The following is a 16,677-nucleotide window of genomic DNA, read 5'->3' on the forward strand; positions in this document are numbered from 1 at the left end:
GGTCAGCCCGCGAGCCGTGCGGTCACGGCGCGCAGCGCGGCCGGGAGCGCGGCGGCGTCGGTCCCGCCGCCCTGCGCCAGGTCCGGCTTGCCGCCGCCACCGCCGCCGAGCACGCCGGCGGCTTCCTTGGCGAGCGGGCCGGCCTGGACCCCGGCGGAGCGGGCGGCGTCGTTCGTCGCGACGATGACGATCGGCTTGCCGGACACGACCGCGCCGAGCACGACCACGGCGGCACCGTCACCGAGCTGGGCCCGGACGCCGGTGGCGAGCGAGCGCAGGTCGTCGCCGGACTGCAGGCCGTCGACGGTCTCGGCCACCACCGTCGTCGCGCCGATCGTCGTCGCGGTGCGGGCGATCGTGGGGACACGCTGCTGCAGGTTCGCCGACTCGTACTCGGCGATCTTCTTCTGCGCGGTCCGCAGGTCCTCCATGAGCGACTGCACGCGGGTGGGCAGGTCGGCGCGGGGGGCCTTCAGCGCACTCGAGAGCTGCGACACGATGGTGCGTTCCACCGCGAGGTCGCGGAAGCCCTCGAGCCCGACGAGGGCCTCGACGCGTCGGTTCGTCGAGCCGACGCTCGACTCCCCCACCAGGTTGACGAGGCCGACCTGGGCGCTCGAGGCGACGTGCGTGCCACCGCAGAGCTCGCGGGACCACGGGCCGCCGATGTCGACCATGCGGACCTCGGCGCCGTACTTCTCGCCGAAGAGCGCCTGCGCGCCGAGTGCCTTGGCCTCGTCGATCGGCATGACGCGGGTCGTGACCTCGAGGTCGGTGCGGATCGCGGTGTTCACGACCTCCTCGATCTCGGAGCGGGTCGCAAGCGAGACCGGCTGCGACCACGAGAAGTCGAGCCGCATGTAGCCGGACTTGTTGTACGAGCCGGCCTGCAGCGCCTCCGGCCCGAGGATGTCGCGGAGCGCCGCGTTCACCAGGTGGGTCGCGGAGTGCGCCTGGGTCGCGCCGCGGCGGTACTCGGCGTCGACGACGGTGCTCGCCGCGTCGCCCACGCCGACCTCGCCGGAACGGACCTGCACGGTGTGGCTCCAGAGTCCGGCGACGGGACGCTGGACGTCGAGGACCTCGAGGTCGAAGCCGTTGCCGACGATCGAGCCCTGGTCGGCGTCCTGGCCACCGGACTCCGCGTAGAGCGAGGTCTCACCGAGGACGACCTCGGCGATGTCGCCCGCGACCGCGCGGTCGACGCTGACGCCACCGACGATGATGCCGAGCACGGTCGTCTCGGCCTCGAGCGCGTCGTAGCCGAGGAACACGGTCTCGCCCTGCGCCCGGAACGCGCTGTAGACGCTGAGGTCGGCGATCGCGGTCTTCTTGCTCTTCGCGTCGGCCTTGGCGCGGGCGCGCTGCTCCGACATGAGGGTCTCGAAGGCGGTGCGGTCGACGTGGACGCCGGCCTCCTCCGCCATCTCCATCGTCAGGTCGATCGGGAACCCGAAGGTGTCGTGCAGCAGGAACGCGGTGTCGCCGCCGATCGAGGGCGCACCGTCCTGCTTCGCCCGCTCGACCGCGACGTCGAGGATCGTGGTGCCCTGCGCGAGGGTGCGGAGGAAGGTCTCCTCCTCCGCGTAGGCGATGCGGGCGATCCGGTCGTAGTCCGTGCCGACCTCCGGGTACGCGTCGCGCATCGCGTCGCGCGATGCCGGGAACAGCTCGGGGAACGTCGCGGTCTCGACGCCGAGCAGGCGCATCGCGCGCACGGTGCGGCGGAGCAGGCGGCGCAGGATGTAGCCGCGCCCCTCGTTCGACGGGCTGACCCCGTCCGCGATGAGCATGAGCGAGGACCGGACGTGGTCGGCGATCACGCGCATCCGGACGTCGTCGTCGTGGTCGGCGCCGTAGCGACGTCCGGAGATCTCGGCGGCACGGTCGAGGACCGGGCGGACCTGGTCGATCTCGTACATGTTGTCGACGCCCTGCTTGATGAACGCGACGCGCTCGAGGCCCATGCCGGTGTCGATGTTCTTGTTCGGCAGCTCGCCGGTGATCGCGAAGTCGTACTTCGAGCGGACGTCGGCGATCTGGTACTGCATGAACACGAGGTTCCAGATCTCGACGTAGCGGTCGTCGTCGGTGGCGGGACCGCCGTCGACGCCGTACTCCGGCCCGCGGTCGAAGAAGATCTCCGAGCAGGGGCCGGCCGGACCGGGCTGCCCGGTCGACCAGTAGTTCGTGTCCTTGCCGAGGCGCTGGATGCGCTCGTCAGGCAGCGAGGAGTGCTGCTTCCAGAACGCGATCGCCTCGTCGTCGTCCTCGTACACCGTCACCCAGAGGTCGTCGGCGGAGAAGCCGAGGCCGCCGTCGGACTCGTCGTTCGTCAGGAACTCCCAGGCGTACTGGATCGCCTGCTCCTTGAAGTAGTCACCGAACGAGAAGTTCCCGTTCATCTGGAAGAACGTGCCGTGCCGCGGGGTCTTGCCGACCTCTTCGATGTCGTTCGTGCGGATGCACTTCTGCACGCTGGTGGCACGCGGGTACGGAGCGGGGACGAGCCCGGTCAGGTACGGGATGAACGGCACCATGCCGGCCACCGTGAACAGGAGCGACGGGTCGTCGGAGACGAGGGACGCGGACGGGACGACGGTGTGGCCGCGGTCACCGAAGTACTGGAGCCAACGGCGGCGGATCTCTGCGGTCTGCATGGTGCTTCCTGGGTTCAGGTCGTGGGCGGGAGGAGCGACGGGCCGGCCGGGTGCCGGTCGGCTCAGGCGTCGGTGCGGAGCTCGGCCTCGCGGGACCGGTAGCCGTCGGCGACCGCACCGGTGAAGGCCTTCGTCCGGGCGTCGACCTCGGTGAGGAACCGTGCGCCACCGGGGGTCCGGGTGACCTGGTGCGCGACGGCGGCCCCGATGACGACGCCGACGACGACGAAGAACAGCTGCTTCACGGTGCCTCTCCCTCTCTGCACCCGGCGGTGCATGCCGCGACAAGCTTAGCCGTCGGGCCCGGGACGCCGAACGGCGGGCCGTCCTCGAGAGGACGACCCGCCGTTCGGGTGCGATCAGGAGATCAGCGAGCTGCGTAGTACTCGACGACGAGCTGCACTTCGCAGGTCACGGGGACCTCGGCGCGCTTCGGGCGACGCACGAGGCGGGCCTGGAGCTTGTCGATCTCGACCTCGAGGTAACCCGGGACCTTCGGCAGGACCTCCTGGTGACCACCGGCAGCGGCGACCTGGAAGGGCTCGAGCGACTCGGAGCGCTGCTTGACGTGGATCTGCTGGCCCTCCTTGACGCGGAAGGAGGGGCGGTCGACGAGCTTGCCGTCCACCAGGATGTGGCGGTGCACGATGAGCTGACGGGCCTGCGCGGTCGTGCGGGCGAAGCCGGCACGGAGCACGAGGGCGTCGAGGCGCTGCTCGAGGAGCTCGACCAGGTTCTCACCGGTCAGGCCCTTCGTCTTGCGGGCCTCTTCGAAGACGATGCGGAGCTGCTTCTCGCGGATGCCGTACTGGGCGCGCAGACGCTGCTTCTCACGGAGACGGACGGCGTAGTCGCTGTCCGCGCGGCGACGGGTGCGACCGTGCTCGCCGGGGCCGTAGGGGCGCTTCTCGAGGTAACGGGCCGCCTTCGGCGTCAGCGGGATGCCGAGCGCGCGCGAGAGGCGGGTCTTGCTGCGGGTACGTGACTTGGTAGACACAGGGTCCTTTTCTCTGTTCGAACTGGGTGGTCGCGGGCATCGCACGAGTGGTCACGGCCTGGCCGTGCACGCTCGAACCCGACGACGGGATCCAGAGGGATGAGCCTGTGGGATCGGACGGCTACAGTCCGAACCTCTGTCCGCGTACCACCGGAGTGGCACTCTGTCCTCGATGCAGCCGAGCCCGAGGACCAGGACGTAGGCCCGTCAACGATAGCAGCATCCGAGCGGGTGCAGAAGCACCGCGTCAGTGCCCGCGCGTGATCTTCCGGAGTCGTTCGAGACGCGGCCCGACCTCGCGCTCGTAGCCGTTCGTGGTCGGCGTGTAGTACTCGGTGCCCTCGAGGGCGTCCGGCAGGTACTGCTGCTCGGCGACCCCGTGCTCGGCGTCGTGCGAGTAGACGTAGCCCTTGCCGTGGCCGAGCCGCTTCGCCCCGGCGTAGTGCGCGTCACGCAGGTGCATCGGCACGGTGCCCATGCGCCCGGCCTTGACGTCGGCCATCGCCTGGTTCACACCGTTGTAGGCGGCGTTCGACTTCGGTGCGGTGGCCAGGTAGACCACGGCCTCCGCCAGCGGGATGCGGCCCTCGGGCATGCCGATGAGCTGCACCGCCTGGGCCGCGGCGACGGCGATGGGCAGCGCCTGCGGGTCGGCCATGCCGATGTCCTCGGAGGCCGAGATGATGATGCGCCGGGCGATGAACCGCGAGTCCTCGCCCGCCTCGATCATCCGCGCCAGGTAGTGCAGCGCCGCGTCGACGTCGCTCCCCCGCACCGACTTGATGAACGCGCTGATGACGTCGTAGTGCTCGTCGCCCTGCCGGTCGTACCGGAGCAGCGCGCGGTCGACGGCTGCGGCGACGGTGTCCGCGTCGACCACGGGGACGGTGTCGTCCTCGTCGTCCTGGGCAGCGGTGGCGGACGCCGCTGCGGCCTCGAGTGCGGTGAGGGCGCGCCGGGCGTCGCCCGAGGCCAACCGGATGATCGCGCCGCGTGCCTCGTCGCCGAGCACGACGGCGCCGCCGAGCCCGCGCGGGTCCTCGACCGCGCGGTCGACGAGCATGCCGAGGTCGGCGTCGGTGAGCGGCTTGAGCGTGAGGAGCAGCGAACGGGACAGCAGCGGGGAGATCACCGAGAACGACGGGTTCTCGGTGGTGGCGGCGATGAGGATCACCCACCCGTTCTCGACCCCGGGCAGCAGGGCGTCCTGCTGGGCCTTGCTGAAGCGGTGGATCTCGTCGAGGAACAGGACGGTCGTCGACCCGTACAGGTCGCGGTGGGTGAGGGCCTTCTCCATGACCTCGCGCACGTCCTTCACGCCGGCCGTCACCGCGGACAGCTCGACGAACTCGCGCCCGGACTGCCGTGCGATCGCCTGCGCCAGGGTCGTCTTGCCGGTGCCGGGCGGTCCCCAGAGGATCACCGAGACACCGCCGGGGTTCTCACGCGTGCCGGACGCCAGCTGCACGAGGGGCGACCCGCGCCCGAGCAGGTGCTGCTGCCCGGCGACCTCGTCGAGGCTGGTGGGGCGCATCCGGACCGCGAGCGGGACGGAGCCCTGCGCGAGACCGGCGCGACCACCCGTCGTGGGGGCACGCATGCCCGAGTCCGCTGCCATCCTGCAATCGTAGGCCGGTCCACCGACGCAGGCCGCGCCTCCCGGTCGGGCAGGGTGACCGTTCGGATACGCTCGTCGCACACTGCGAGGAGAGGGCAGACCAGCACCGTGGCACCGAAGAACCCAGCGCGTGACAACCGCGAGGCGCGCGAGCGCCTGCGCCTCTACCAGGCCCGTCAGGGGCTGCACGAGCGGCAGCGTCGCCGCCGGAAGCGGGACGACCTGCTCGGCGTCGGTGCGCTCGTGCTCGTCGCCGCGCTCGCCACGGGTTCGCAGCTCGCCTTCGCGGGCACCCAACGGGACGACACCGCCGGGGCGGCGGCCACCGCCACGCCGACGCCGTCGGCCAGCGCCACCCCGGGCAACACCGGCGACGTGCCGAGCAAGGCGATCGCGAAGGGCGCGACCTGGACGGGCTCGCTGACGCTGAACGGGTCGATCGACCTCGGCATCGAACTGGACGGCGCGAAGGCCCCGCAGGCCGCGAGCGTCGAGATCTCGTTGATCAAGGAGCAGTTCTACAACGGCACCTCCTGCCACCGGCTCGCCGACAGCGACGGGCTGCGGTTCCTGCAGTGCGGCTCCGCCAACGGCGACGGCACGGGCGACGCCGGGTTCCAGTACGGGCCGCTCGAGAACGTGCCGAGCGACGGCGTCTACGACGAGGGCACGATCGCGATCGCACGCTCGAGCTCGCCCTACTCGCAGTCGACCCAGTTCTTCATCGTCTACGGCGACACCACGCTCGACGGCTCCACCGGCGGCTACACCGTGGTCGGCAAGGTGACGAGCGGCCTGTCCGAGCTGCGGTCCGAGATCGCGGACAAGGGCATCTCCTCGCCCGGCGACGACGGCACCGGGGAGCCGAAGGTGGCCACCACGATCACCGCGGCGACCATCGCGGAAGAGAAGTAGTCCACAAGCAGGCACCGGCGGCGGACCGACGACCCCGTCCGTGCAATAGGCTGACGACCTGACCGTGCCGACGGGGACGTCGGCGATGCACGACCACGATCGAGGCGAGACCTGTGGCATCTGACGAAGCAACGACCTGGGGGCGGGTCGACGAGAACGGGACCGTGTACGTCCGGTACGACGAGACCGAGCGTGTCGTGGGCGAGTACCCGGACGCCACCCCCGACGAAGCCCTCGCCTACTTCGCGCGGAAGTACGCCGACCTCGAGGGGCAGGTGAAGATCGCGGAGCAGCGCGTGCAGCGCGGTGCCTCGGCGAACGACGTCGCCCGCACCGTCGAGCACCTGTCCACCCAGGTGGCAGAGGCCCGCGTCGTCGGCGACCTGAAGTCGCTCGAGACCCGGGTGGCGGCGCTCTCCGAGCAGCTCGGCTCCCTCACCCAGGCGCAGGCGCAGCAGGCCCAGCAGGCCCTCGACGACGCCCTGGCGCACCGCACCGCCCTGGTCGAGGAAGCCGAGGCCCTGGCCGCGGTCGACCCGGCCCGCGCGCAGTGGAAGCAGGTCACGGCGCAGCTCGACGACGTGTTCGCGCGGTGGCAGCAGCACCAGCACGACGGCCCGCGGATCCCCAAGAACGAGGCCAACGAGCTCTGGAAGCGGTTCCGCGCCGCGCGCTCGACGGTCGACCAGCACCGTCGTGCCTTCTACTCGGAGCTCGACGCGCAGCACCGCGACGCGCGGTCGCGCAAGCAGGAGCTCGTGCAGCAGGCCGAGGCGCTCGCGCCCCGCGGCTCGGACGCCATCCCCGCGTACCGGCAGCTGCTCGACGAGTGGAAGAACGCCGGCCGCGCCGGCAAGCGCCACGACGACACGCTGTGGGCGCGCTTCAAGGCGGCCGGTGACGTGCTGTTCGAGCAGCGCCACGCCGAGAGCGCCGCCGAGAACGAGGAGTTCTCGGCCAACCTCGAGGCCAAGCAGGCCCTCCTGGTCGAGGCCGAGCCGCTGCTGCAGGCGACCGACCGCGTGTCCGCCCGGAAGACCCTGACCGGCATCCAGCGCCAGTGGGACGAGATCGGCAAGGTCCCCCGCGGGGACGTCCGCCGCGTCGAGGACCGCCTGCGTGCCGTCGAGGACCACGTCCGTGGCCTCGAGGACGCGCACTGGAAGGAGTCGAACCCGGAGCGCAAGGCTCGTCAGACCGGGCTCGCCAGCCAGCTCGAGGACGCCATCGGCAAGCTCGAGTCCGAACTCGCCGCCGCGCAGGCCACCGGGGACGCCCGCAAGATCAAGGACGCGCAGGAAGCCCTCGACGCCCGCAAGATCTGGCTCGACGCCCTCGGCGGCTGAGCCGCGACCCACCAGGGCCCCACGCAGCACGCCCCGCGACCCATCGGTCGCGGGGCGTCCTGCGTAGGTGGGTGGCCCGCCGCGTCGCGGCAGGCGCCGCCCGGCTCAGACCGGCGCGGGCAGCCCGAGCAGCAGGCGGATGTCGAGGTCGTCCTGCCGCATCTGCGCAGCGAGCTCGTCCATCGACGAGAACTTGACCATCCCGCGCACGTACGACACGAAGAGCACCGAGATGCGGTCGTCGTACAGGTCGATGTCGACGTCGAGCAGGTGGGCCTCGATCTGCTTCGCGGGCACGCCCTCGAACGTCGGGTTGTTGCCCACCGACACCGCCGCCGGGTAGACCGTGCCGTCGTGCAGCACGCGCGCTGCGTACACGCCGTCGGCCGGCACGAAGCCCTCGCACGCCGGGTCGAGGTTGGCCGTCGGGTAGCCCATCGCGCGACCGCGCTGGTTGCCGTGCACGACGGTGCTGCGGACGGCGTGCTCGCGGCCGAGCAGCCGCGCGGCCTCGGCGACGCGGCCCTGCCCGAGGAGCTCGCGGATCCACGTCGAGGAGACCCGGCGTTCACCGTCCGGGCGGACGTCGTCCACCAGGTCGACGTCGTCGATGAGCTCGACGGTGAAGCCGTGCTGCTCCCCCAGTGCCCGCAGGAGCGTCACGTCGCCGGCGCCCTTCGCGCCGAACCGGAAGTCGCTGCCGACGAAGACCAGGCGTGCGTGCAAGGTGTCGACGAGGACCTCGGACACGAAGGCCTCTGGAGCCTTGGACTGCAGGGCCTCGTCGAAGCGGAGCAGCAGCGTGGCGTCGACCCCGGCCTCGGCGAGGAGCTCGCGGCGCTGCGTCGTGCTGGTGAGCGCCGGCGGCACGTGCGGGGGGTCGATGACGTTGAGCGGGTGCCGGTCGAAGGTCACGACGGTGGACACCAGGCCGTGCTCGCGTGCGGCGCGCTCGAGGTGCGCGATGACCGCACGGTGTCCGACGTGGACGCCGTCGAACTTGCCGATGGTCACCGCGCTCGGGCCGAAGCCGTCGGCCACGTCGGCCGGGTCGTCGTAGTACTGCACGGGGGCTCCTACTCGCTCACCGGGGCGTCGGCCGACGTCGCGGGCACGCCCGCCGCGGTGCGGTGGTGCTTGCGCAGCCACCAGAGCCCGGCGATCGGCAGGACGAGGGGCGCGAAGGCGTAGCCCAGGCCGTAGTACGACCAGATGGTGTCGTCGGGGAACAGCTGGCGGTCGACGAGCGACAGGGTGCCGATGACGAGCACCCCGGTCATCTCGAAGCCGATGGTCACGCAGGCGATGCGGTACCAGGTGCGTCCGGGGACGATGAGCGCGATCATCGCCACGATGTAGACCACGGCCGCGACGGCGCTCAGCGTGTAGGCGAACGGCGCGAACGAGAACTTCTCGATGATCTGGACGACGCTCCGACCCGTCGCCGCGAGGGCGAGGATGCCGTAGACGGCGATGAGGACGCGGCCGATGCCGGTCGCGAGTGAGGATCTGGTCGCCATTGCACCGATCCTACCGACGACCGACGACGCTCCGTACCGCTCCCGGGTGCCGGGCCGGGTCAGTTCAGGGCGAACCAGATCTGGTACATCCGGTAGACCATCACGGCGACCGTGAACGCGCCGGCGCCGAGCACCACGGTGCTCCACTTCGTGCGGTCGACGAGGGCCCACACCACGGCGGCCGGCGGCACGAGCAGCACCGACACGGCGTAGACGCCGAACTCCAGGGCGTTCCCCTGCGGCGGGCTGCCGGTCAGCGGCAGCACGAGCGAGATGACGCCCTGCGCCACGAGCAGCAGCTCGACGAGCACGAGCGAACCGACGGTGTAGTCGTTCGGCTTCCACCCGACGAAGCCGACCACGACCGCGAAGAGGCCGGCCAGCACCGCGACGACGAGCTGCACCCACATGTACCACTCGATCACGGGCGCGCCTCCGTCGGTGCCGGGAAGTTCGTGATGACCCGCAGCTGTCCGCGTCGCACCGACACCAGGCCCACCAGGCGGTCGTCCGCGACCGCGACGGCGGCGACGGGTGCGTCCGAGTCGGGGTGGTCGGCGGCCACGCGCTTGCCGTCGGTCAGGTCCTTCGCCGCGGCGGCGTCGAGCGCCACCGTCGGGAACAGGCGGCGTGCGACGTCGACCGGTCGGGCGAGGGCGGCCCGGACATCGACGGCCTCGGACTCGACGTCCACCGCGTCGGCGACGTCGAAGGGGCCGACCGCGGTGCGTCGGAGCGCGGTGAGGTGGGCCCCGGTGCCGAGGGCGGCCCCGACGTCCCGTGCGAGGGCGCGGACGTAGGTGCCGGACGAGCAGGTGACCACGACGTCGAGGTCGACGACCGCCACGTCGGCTCCGTCGACCGTGACGGTGTGCTCGGTCCGGGCCGTGACGTCGAAGCGCGACACCGTGACGCTGCGGGAGCGCAGCTCGACCGTCTCGCCCTTGCGTGCCAGGTCGTAGGCGCGTCGGCCGTCGACCTTGATCGCGCTCACCGTCGACGGCACCTGGTCGATCTGCCCGCGCTGCGCCGCGACGGCCCGTTCGACGGCGCCCTCCGACACGTCGGCGTCGGCGACCCCGACCGCTGCGGTCGGCGTGCCGTCGGCGTCGTCCGAGTCGGTCGAGACGCCGAGGCGGATGGTCGCCGTGTAGGTCTTGCCGAGCCCGACGAGGTGCGTCAGCAGCCGCGTCGACGCGCCGACGCCGAGCAGCAGCAGCCCGGTGGCCATCGGGTCGAGGGTGCCCGCGTGGCCGATCTTCTTCAGGCCGAGCCGCCGGCGTGCGATGGAGACGACGCGGTGGCTGGAGATCCCCTGCGGCTTGTCGACGAGGAGGATGCCGTCCGGCACGGTTTCGAGCACCAGAGGAGCGTAACAGCGCCGGTCAGCAGGCGTCGTTCCACTCGCGGCGGGGGTGGTCCGGGTCGGTGACGTCGAGCACCGCCGACGCGGCGATCTTGACGTCCGCCCGGCGTTCGAGCCGACCGGCCTCCTGCTCGACCCAGAGCGACCAGCGCCAGAGGCCGCGGACACCGTGCCCGAGGACGCCCTGCCCGTGCACGACGAGGACGCCGTCGCCGGCACCGGTGGTGCGGAAGGGGGCGACGAGGTCGGCACGCAGGGTGTCGGCGTCGGTGGAGGGCGCCGCCGCGGCCATCGCGGACACGCCCTGCTGCTCGAAGCCGGCGACCAGGCCGCGGGCGACCCGCTCGAGGTCGGTGCCGTCCTGTCCGTCGATGCCGATGACGGTCCGGTTCGTGCCGACCTGTGCGATCACCTCCGACGCGATCGCGGCCATGGTGTCGGTCTCCTGCGGTGCCCAGCGTGCCATGACGACCACCGTAGGCTGTCGTGGTGAACGCGAGCAGGGCCTCCCGACCGGATGTGGACAACGCGAGCGTCCCGGACGTCGCGACCCCGCTGATCACCTGGTTCCGGACTGCCGGACGGGACCTGCCGTGGCGGCGGCCCGGCTTCCCTGCGTGGGGCACGCTGGTCAGCGAGATCATGCTGCAGCAGACGCAGGTCGCGCGCGTGGTCCCCCGACTGGAGGCGTGGCTCACCCGGTGGCCGACCCCTGCGGACCTCGCCGCGTCGCCCCCGGCGGACGCGGTGCGTGCCTGGGACCGGCTCGGCTACCCGAGACGCGCGCTCGCGCTGCACGCCGCCGCCACGGCGATCGCCGAGCGACACGGCAACGTGGTGCCGCGCGACGTCGAGGCGCTGCTCGCGCTGCCGGGCATCGGTGACTACACGGCGCGGGCCGTCGCGGTCTTCGCGTACGGCGACCGGCACCCCGTCGTCGACGTCAACGTGCGCCGCGTCCTGAAGCGTGCGCTCCTCGGTGAGGGCGACCCCGGGCCCGCGAAGGCCAAGGTCGACCTGCCGCTCATGGAGTCGGTGCTGCCCGCGGACCGCGACGACGCCGCAGCGACGAACGCCGCGGTGATGGAGCTCGGTGCACTCGTCTGCGTCGCCCGCGCCCCGGCCTGCGACGCGTGCCCGATCGCGGACCGCTGCGCGTGGCGCGCGGCCGGGTACCCGGAGCACGAGGGGCCCCGGGCGCCGAAGCAGGCGAGGTTCGCCGGGAGCGACCGGCAGGTGCGCGGCCTCATCATGGCCGAGCTCCGCGCGAGCGACGTCCCGGTCACGCGGTCCGAGATCGAACCGGTGTGGCCGGACGCCGCCCAGCGGGACCGGGCGCTCGCGTCGTTGGTGCGCGACGGACTCGCCGTCGGCGACGACGCGAGCGGGTACCGGCTGCCGGAGGGCTGACCGGACGGCTCAGGCGCGCGCCGCGTCGGCGTCGTCTGCGTCCTCGTCCTCGTCCTCGTCGTGCTTGTACGGGTCGGCGTCGCCGGCGTAGCTCGCGCCGGCCGCGGCCGCACGCACCTGCTCGTCGCGCACCTGGGCCTGCACGAGCAGGTCCTCCATGTGCGCCGACGTCTCCGGCAGGGCGTCCGCGATGAACTCGAGCGACGGCGTGAGCCGCGCCGTGATGTTCTTGCCGACCTCGGACCGGAGCATGCCCGTCGCAGCCTTCAGGGCGGCGGCGGAGTCGGCGCGCTCCTCGTCCGTGCCGTAGACGGTGTAGAACACCGACGCGTGCTGCAGGTCACCGGTCACCCGGACGTCGGTGATCGTGACGAACCCGAGTCGCGGGTCCCGCAGGCCCTTGTCGAGTCGACGGGCGACGACTTCCTTGATGCGGTCCGCCATCTTGCGTGCGCGCTGCGGGTCGGCCATGGGTGCCTCCTGTGGAGATGTCGTGCTCTGGAACGGGGTCGGGCCCCGGCCTCCCGTGAAGGAAGCCGGGGCCCAGGGTACTCACGCGATCAGTCGCGCGGCTTCTCGACGAGCTCGGTGGTCTCGATCTCGTCGCCGATCTGGATGTCGTTGAACTTGCCGAGACCGATACCGGCCTCGAAGTCCGTCCGCACCTCGGTGACGTCGTCCTTGAAGCGACGGAGCGACTCGATCGCCAGTCCGTCGGCCAGGACCACGCCGTCACGGATGACGCGCGCCTTGGCGTTGCGCGTGATCGTGCCGGAGCGGACGATGACACCCGCGATGTTGCCGAACTTCGAGGATCGGAAGACCTCGCGGATCTCGGCGACACCGGACTGGACCTCTTCGTACTCGGGCTTGAGCATGCCCTTGAGGGACTGCTCGATGTCCTCGAGTGCGTTGTAGATGACCGAGTAGAAGCGCACGTCGATGCCTTCGCGCGCCGCACGCTCGCGGGCCTTGACGTCCGGGCGGACGTTGAAGCCGACGACGATCGCGTTGTCGATCGTGGCGAGGTCGATGTCCGACTCCGTGATCGCACCGACACCGCGGTGCAGGATCCGGAGCTGGACGCTGTCGTCGACCTCGATGTCCAGGAGCGACTGCTCGAGTGCCTCGACGGCACCGGAGACGTCACCCTTGATGATGAGGTTGAGCGAGTCGACCTTGCCCTCTTCGAGCGCACGGGTGAAGTCCTCGAGCGAGATGCGCTTGCGGGCCTTGGCCAGCTGGGCGTTGCGCTCGGCGGCTTCACGCTTCTCGGCGATCTGACGTGCCGTGCGGTCCTCCTCGGTGACGAGGAACGTGTCACCGGCGCGGGGCACCGAGGACAGACCCTGCACCTGGACCGGGCGGCTCGGCGTCGCAGCCTTGACCGCGACACCGTTCTCGTCGGTCATCGCACGGACGCGGCCGTAGGCCGTGCCCGCCACGATGGCGTCACCGACGTGCAGCGTGCCGGACTGGATGAGGACGGTCGCCACCGCACCGCGGCCCTTGTCGAGCCGGGCTTCGATCGCGACACCGCGGGCGTCCTTGTCGGGGTTCGCACGCAGGTCGAGACCGGCGTCGGCGGTGAGCAGCACGGCGTCCAGGAGGTCCTGGATGCCGACGTTCTGGCGAGCCGACACGTCGACGAACATGACGTCGCCGCCGTACTCCTCGGCCACCAGGTTGTACTCGGTGAGCTGCTGGCGCACCTTGGCCGGGTTCGCGCCTTCCTTGTCGATCTTGTTCACCGCGACCACGATCGGCACACCGGCCGACTGCGCGTGGTTCAGTGCCTCGATCGTCTGGGGCATGATGCCGTCGTCCGCCGCGACCACGAGGATCGCGATGTCGGTGACCTGCGCACCACGGGCACGCATGGCCGTGAAGGCCTCGTGACCCGGGGTGTCGATGAACGTGATCGGACGCTCGATGCCCTCGTGCTCGGTGACGATCTGGTACGCACCGATGTGCTGGGTGATGCCACCGGCCTCGCCCTCGACGACCTTCGAGTTCCGGATCGCGTCGAGCAGGCGGGTCTTGCCGTGGTCGACGTGACCCATGACGGTGACGACCGGGGGACGCTGCTGCAGGACGGAGTCGTCCTCGTCGGCGTACTCGGCATCGATGTCGATGTCGAAGCCCTCGAGGAGCTCCTTGTCCTCGTCCTCCGGCGAGACGATCTGGATCTTGTAGCCCAGTTCCTCGCCGAGGACCTCGAACGTGGCCTCGTCCAGCGACTCGGTCGCGGTCGCCATCTCACCGAGGTGGAACAGCACCGTCACGAGGTTGCCGGGCATGGCGTCGATCTTGTCCGCGAAGTCCGAGATGCTCGCACCACGACGGAGTCGGACGACCGTGTTGCCGTCGCCGCGAGGGACCTGCACACCGCCGAGCGACGGTGCCTGCCGCATCTCGTACTCGGCGCGCTTCGTCCGCTTCGACTTGCGGGCACGGCTCTTGCCGCCACCGCGACCGAACGCACCGGCGGTCCCGCCGCCGGGACCACGGCCACGGCCGCCGCCACCGGAGGGACGCGGGCCGCTGAAGGCCGGACGCGGGAAGCCCCCACCGGCACCGGCACCGGCACCACCCGGACGACCACCGGGGCCGCCACGGCCGCCGCCCTGGCCCGGGCGCTGCCCGAAGCCGGGGGCACGGTTGCCCTGACCGGGGCCGCCGGGACGCGGAGCGCCCGGACGGGGGACACCCGGACGCGGCGGAGCCGGACGCGGGATGCCGTTGCCACCACCGGAGCCGGCAGCCGGACGCTGCCCCATGCCCTGGTTCGAGGCGAACGGGTTGTTGCCGGGACGCGGAGGGCGCGAGCCCATGCCCTGGTTCGACGCGTAGGGGTTGTTGCCCGGACGTGCGCCACCGGGCTTCGGGCCACCCGGCTTCGGACCGGCGGCGGCGGGCTTCGGGTTGGTGCCCGGCTTGACGGCGTCGGTCTTCGCGGCGTCGTCGTTCGAGGCGGCCGCGGCCTTCTCGGCGCGGGCCTTCTGCGCAGCCTCGGCCTCGGCCTGTCGCTGGGCGACGGACTTCGGCGCGGCCGGGGTCGGGGCGTCCTCGGCGGGAGCCGCCTGTGCTGCCGGGGCCTCGGGCTCCGGAGCGCGTGCCGGACGGACCGGACCCGGGCGGGGGCCGCCGGGCTTCGGCGCGCCGGACTTCGGGGCGCTGGTCTTCGCGGGTGCGCTCGGCGCGGGGGCCGTGGCAGCCGGCTTCGCCGGGGCACCGTCCGCCTGCAGGGCGGCGCGGAGCTTCCGGGCGACGGGGGGCTCGATGCTCGAGCTGGCACCCCGGACGAACTCGCCGAGCTCCTTGAGCTTCTCGAGTGCGGTCTTGCTGTCGACGCCGAGTTCGCTTGCGATCTCGTGTACGCGTGGTTTAGCCACTGTTCTCCTTCACGGGTCCCACCCCGTGAAGGGGCAGGACTCAATGGATGACGGGTCTCATTTCGAGCCGCTCATCAGTTGTCCATAAGCCGTTCAGCCTGTTCTGTCATGTCCGGGCGCTCGGCCGACTCCTGTGGGAGACCGGCGATGTGGTCGAGCACCGCGGACGTGTCGGGATCGCGATCCAGCCGCAGCGCACGGCGGAAAGCCCTGCGCTTGACGGCCTGATCGTAGGCATCGACGGTCGGTGTGAGCCATGCTCCCCGGCCCGGCATGACTGCCTTCGGATCCGCCACCACGCGCCCGTCGCTCAGGGCGACGACTCGGAGGAGGGAGGATCGGGAAGCGCGACGACGACTGCCGATGCACGTTCTGACGGGGTCCACTCTACTCCTTGCCTCGGACGTGCGCGATCCGGCGCGCCCTCGGCGTCACGCCGAGGGCGGAATCCGTCTAGTCCTCGCCGTCCAGGATCGAGTCCGGCTGGATGTCGATGCGGGCACCGGTGAGCTTCGCGGCGAGGCGGGCGTTCTGCCCCTCCTTGCCGATCGCGAGCGACAGCTGGTAGTCCGGCACGAGCGCGCGGACGGCCTTCGTCGAGGCGTCGAGCACGAACGCGCTCGTCACCTTGGCCGGCGACAGGGCGCTCGCGACGAACGAGGCGAGGTCGGACGACCAGTCGACGATGTCGATCTTCTCGGCGCCGAGCTCGTTCGTGACGGAGCGGACACGGGCACCGAGCTCACCGATGCACGCGCCCTTCGCGTTCACGCCGGGCTCGTTCGCCTTCACCGCGATCTTCGTGCGGTGACCGGCCTCACGCGCGAGCGAAGTGATCTCGACGACCCCGGACGCGATCTCCGGGACCTCGAGTGCGAACAGCTTGCGGACGAGACCCGGGTGCGTGCGGGACACCGTGATCTGCGGGCCCTTGTTGCCGCGGGCGACGCTCGTCACGTACACGCGGATGCGGGAGCCGTGCGTGTAGGACTCCCCCGGCACCTGCTCCTCCGGCGGCAGGATCGCCTCGATCGTGCCGAGGTCGACGTGCACCATCTTCGGGTTCGGGCCCTGCTGGACCACACCCGCGACGATGTCGCCCTCCTTGCCGCGGAACTCGCCGAGGATCTTGTCGTCGCCGATGTCGCGCAGACGCTGGTTGATGACCTGCTTCGCCGCGAACGCCGCGATGCGGCCGAAGTCGCTCGGCTGGTCGACGGCTTCGCCGATGACGGCGCCCTCGTCGTCGAGCTCGGGGACGTAGACGCTGACCTCGCCGGACTTGCGGTCGAGCTCGACGCGCGACTGGGCGTGGGCCGGCTCGCCGTTCTCGTCGGCGTGCTTCTGGTAGGCGGTCAGGATGGCAGATTCGATGATCTGGACGAGCTCGTCGAACGGGATCTCCCGCTCGCGCTCCATGAGTCGCAGGACTGCGAGATCGATCTTCACC

The 16,677-nt window shown here is 71.4% G+C and carries 16 protein-coding genes; 3 read left to right on the forward strand and 13 right to left on the reverse strand.

Translation table 11 applies throughout. From position 1 onward, the window contains the following. Positions 1 to 2: 2 nt before the first annotated feature. From alaS to DEI99_RS09715, 4 genes are all read right to left on the reverse strand, one after another. The gene (gene alaS, locus DEI99_RS09700; protein ID WP_111040538.1) at positions 3 to 2,660 is read right to left on the reverse strand and encodes an alanine--tRNA ligase; all 2,658 of its coding nucleotides are present in this window, start codon (positions 2,658 to 2,660) and stop codon (positions 3 to 5) included. A 62-nt stretch (positions 2,661 to 2,722) separates the two neighbouring features. Next, entirely contained in the window at positions 2,723 to 2,905 is a 183-nt protein-coding gene (locus tag DEI99_RS09705) for a hypothetical protein (protein WP_071255813.1), read from the reverse strand. A 122-nt stretch (positions 2,906 to 3,027) separates the two neighbouring features. Beyond that, positions 3,028 to 3,657 (reverse strand): 30S ribosomal protein S4, encoded by a 630-nt coding sequence (gene rpsD / locus DEI99_RS09710; RefSeq protein ID WP_071255814.1) that lies wholly within the window; start codon positions 3,655 to 3,657, stop codon positions 3,028 to 3,030. 247 nt (positions 3,658 to 3,904) lie between these two features. Next, positions 3,905 to 5,257 (reverse strand): replication-associated recombination protein A, encoded by a 1,353-nt coding sequence (locus tag DEI99_RS09715; protein WP_083404655.1) that lies wholly within the window; start codon positions 5,255 to 5,257, stop codon positions 3,905 to 3,907. 126 nt (positions 5,258 to 5,383) lie between these two features. Between DEI99_RS09715 and DEI99_RS09720 the strand changes: the two genes are divergently transcribed. Both DEI99_RS09720 and DEI99_RS09725 read left to right on the forward strand, forming a co-directional pair. Then, entirely contained in the window at positions 5,384 to 6,190 is an 807-nt protein-coding gene (locus tag DEI99_RS09720) for a peptidylprolyl isomerase (protein ID WP_111040539.1), read from the forward strand. 113 nt (positions 6,191 to 6,303) lie between these two features. Then, a complete protein-coding gene (locus DEI99_RS09725; RefSeq protein ID WP_181434311.1) occupies positions 6,304 to 7,536 on the forward strand; it encodes a DUF349 domain-containing protein in 1,233 nt (410 codons plus the stop codon). Positions 7,537 to 7,641: 105 nt separating this feature from the next. Here DEI99_RS09725 and DEI99_RS09730 read toward each other — a convergent pair whose 3' ends face one another. From DEI99_RS09730 to DEI99_RS09750, 5 genes are read right to left on the reverse strand one after another with little or no spacing between them, the layout of a single operon-like run. Further along, on the reverse strand, positions 7,642 to 8,604 hold the full coding sequence (locus DEI99_RS09730) for a bifunctional riboflavin kinase/FAD synthetase (RefSeq protein ID WP_111040540.1): 963 nt from the start codon (positions 8,602 to 8,604) through the stop codon (positions 7,642 to 7,644). Positions 8,605 to 8,612: 8 nt separating this feature from the next. Beyond that, complete coding sequence (locus tag DEI99_RS09735) at positions 8,613 to 9,056, reverse strand: hypothetical protein (protein ID WP_111040541.1); 444 nt, start codon at positions 9,054 to 9,056, stop codon at positions 8,613 to 8,615. Between the two features lie 59 nt (positions 9,057 to 9,115). Next, positions 9,116 to 9,481: a hypothetical protein gene (locus tag DEI99_RS09740; protein ID WP_071255830.1), complete on the reverse strand. Its 366-nt coding sequence runs from the start codon at positions 9,479 to 9,481 to the stop codon at positions 9,116 to 9,118. Next, the gene (gene truB / locus DEI99_RS09745) at positions 9,478 to 10,419 is read right to left on the reverse strand and encodes a tRNA pseudouridine(55) synthase TruB (protein ID WP_111040542.1); all 942 of its coding nucleotides are present in this window, start codon (positions 10,417 to 10,419) and stop codon (positions 9,478 to 9,480) included. Before truB ends, DEI99_RS09740 begins: the two co-directional genes overlap by 4 nt. Before the next feature lie 22 nt (positions 10,420 to 10,441). Further along, a complete protein-coding gene (locus DEI99_RS09750) occupies positions 10,442 to 10,888 on the reverse strand; it encodes a hypothetical protein (RefSeq protein ID WP_071255832.1) in 447 nt (148 codons plus the stop codon). Positions 10,889 to 10,911: 23 nt separating this feature from the next. On the opposite strand from DEI99_RS09750, the gene DEI99_RS09755 reads away from it, so the two are divergent. Then, a complete protein-coding gene (locus DEI99_RS09755; protein ID WP_502866998.1) occupies positions 10,912 to 11,832 on the forward strand; it encodes an iron-sulfur binding domain-containing protein in 921 nt (306 codons plus the stop codon). Positions 11,833 to 11,841: 9 nt separating this feature from the next. On the opposite strand, the gene rbfA is transcribed toward DEI99_RS09755, so the two are convergent. The 4 genes from rbfA to nusA form a co-directional block, all read right to left on the reverse strand. Further along, positions 11,842 to 12,303 carry a 30S ribosome-binding factor RbfA gene (gene rbfA, locus DEI99_RS09760; protein WP_111040544.1) on the reverse strand — a complete coding sequence of 154 codons (462 nt, stop codon included), beginning with the start codon at positions 12,301 to 12,303 and terminating at the stop codon, positions 11,842 to 11,844. An 89-nt stretch (positions 12,304 to 12,392) separates the two neighbouring features. Further along, positions 12,393 to 15,227 (reverse strand): translation initiation factor IF-2, encoded by a 2,835-nt coding sequence (infB, locus tag DEI99_RS09765; RefSeq protein ID WP_111040545.1) that lies wholly within the window; start codon positions 15,225 to 15,227, stop codon positions 12,393 to 12,395. Positions 15,228 to 15,301: 74 nt separating this feature from the next. Beyond that, complete coding sequence (locus tag DEI99_RS09770) at positions 15,302 to 15,613, reverse strand: YlxR family protein (RefSeq protein ID WP_111040546.1); 312 nt, start codon at positions 15,611 to 15,613, stop codon at positions 15,302 to 15,304. A gap of 67 nt (positions 15,614 to 15,680) precedes the next feature. Continuing rightward, positions 15,681 to 16,676, reverse strand: a complete 996-nt coding sequence (nusA, locus tag DEI99_RS09775; protein WP_111040547.1) for a transcription termination factor NusA — start codon at positions 16,674 to 16,676, stop codon at positions 15,681 to 15,683. Between the last annotated feature and the right edge of the window lies 1 nt (position 16,677).

The organism is Curtobacterium sp. MCLR17_036 (assembly GCF_003234445.2).
Classification (GTDB): domain Bacteria; phylum Actinomycetota; class Actinomycetes; order Actinomycetales; family Microbacteriaceae; genus Curtobacterium.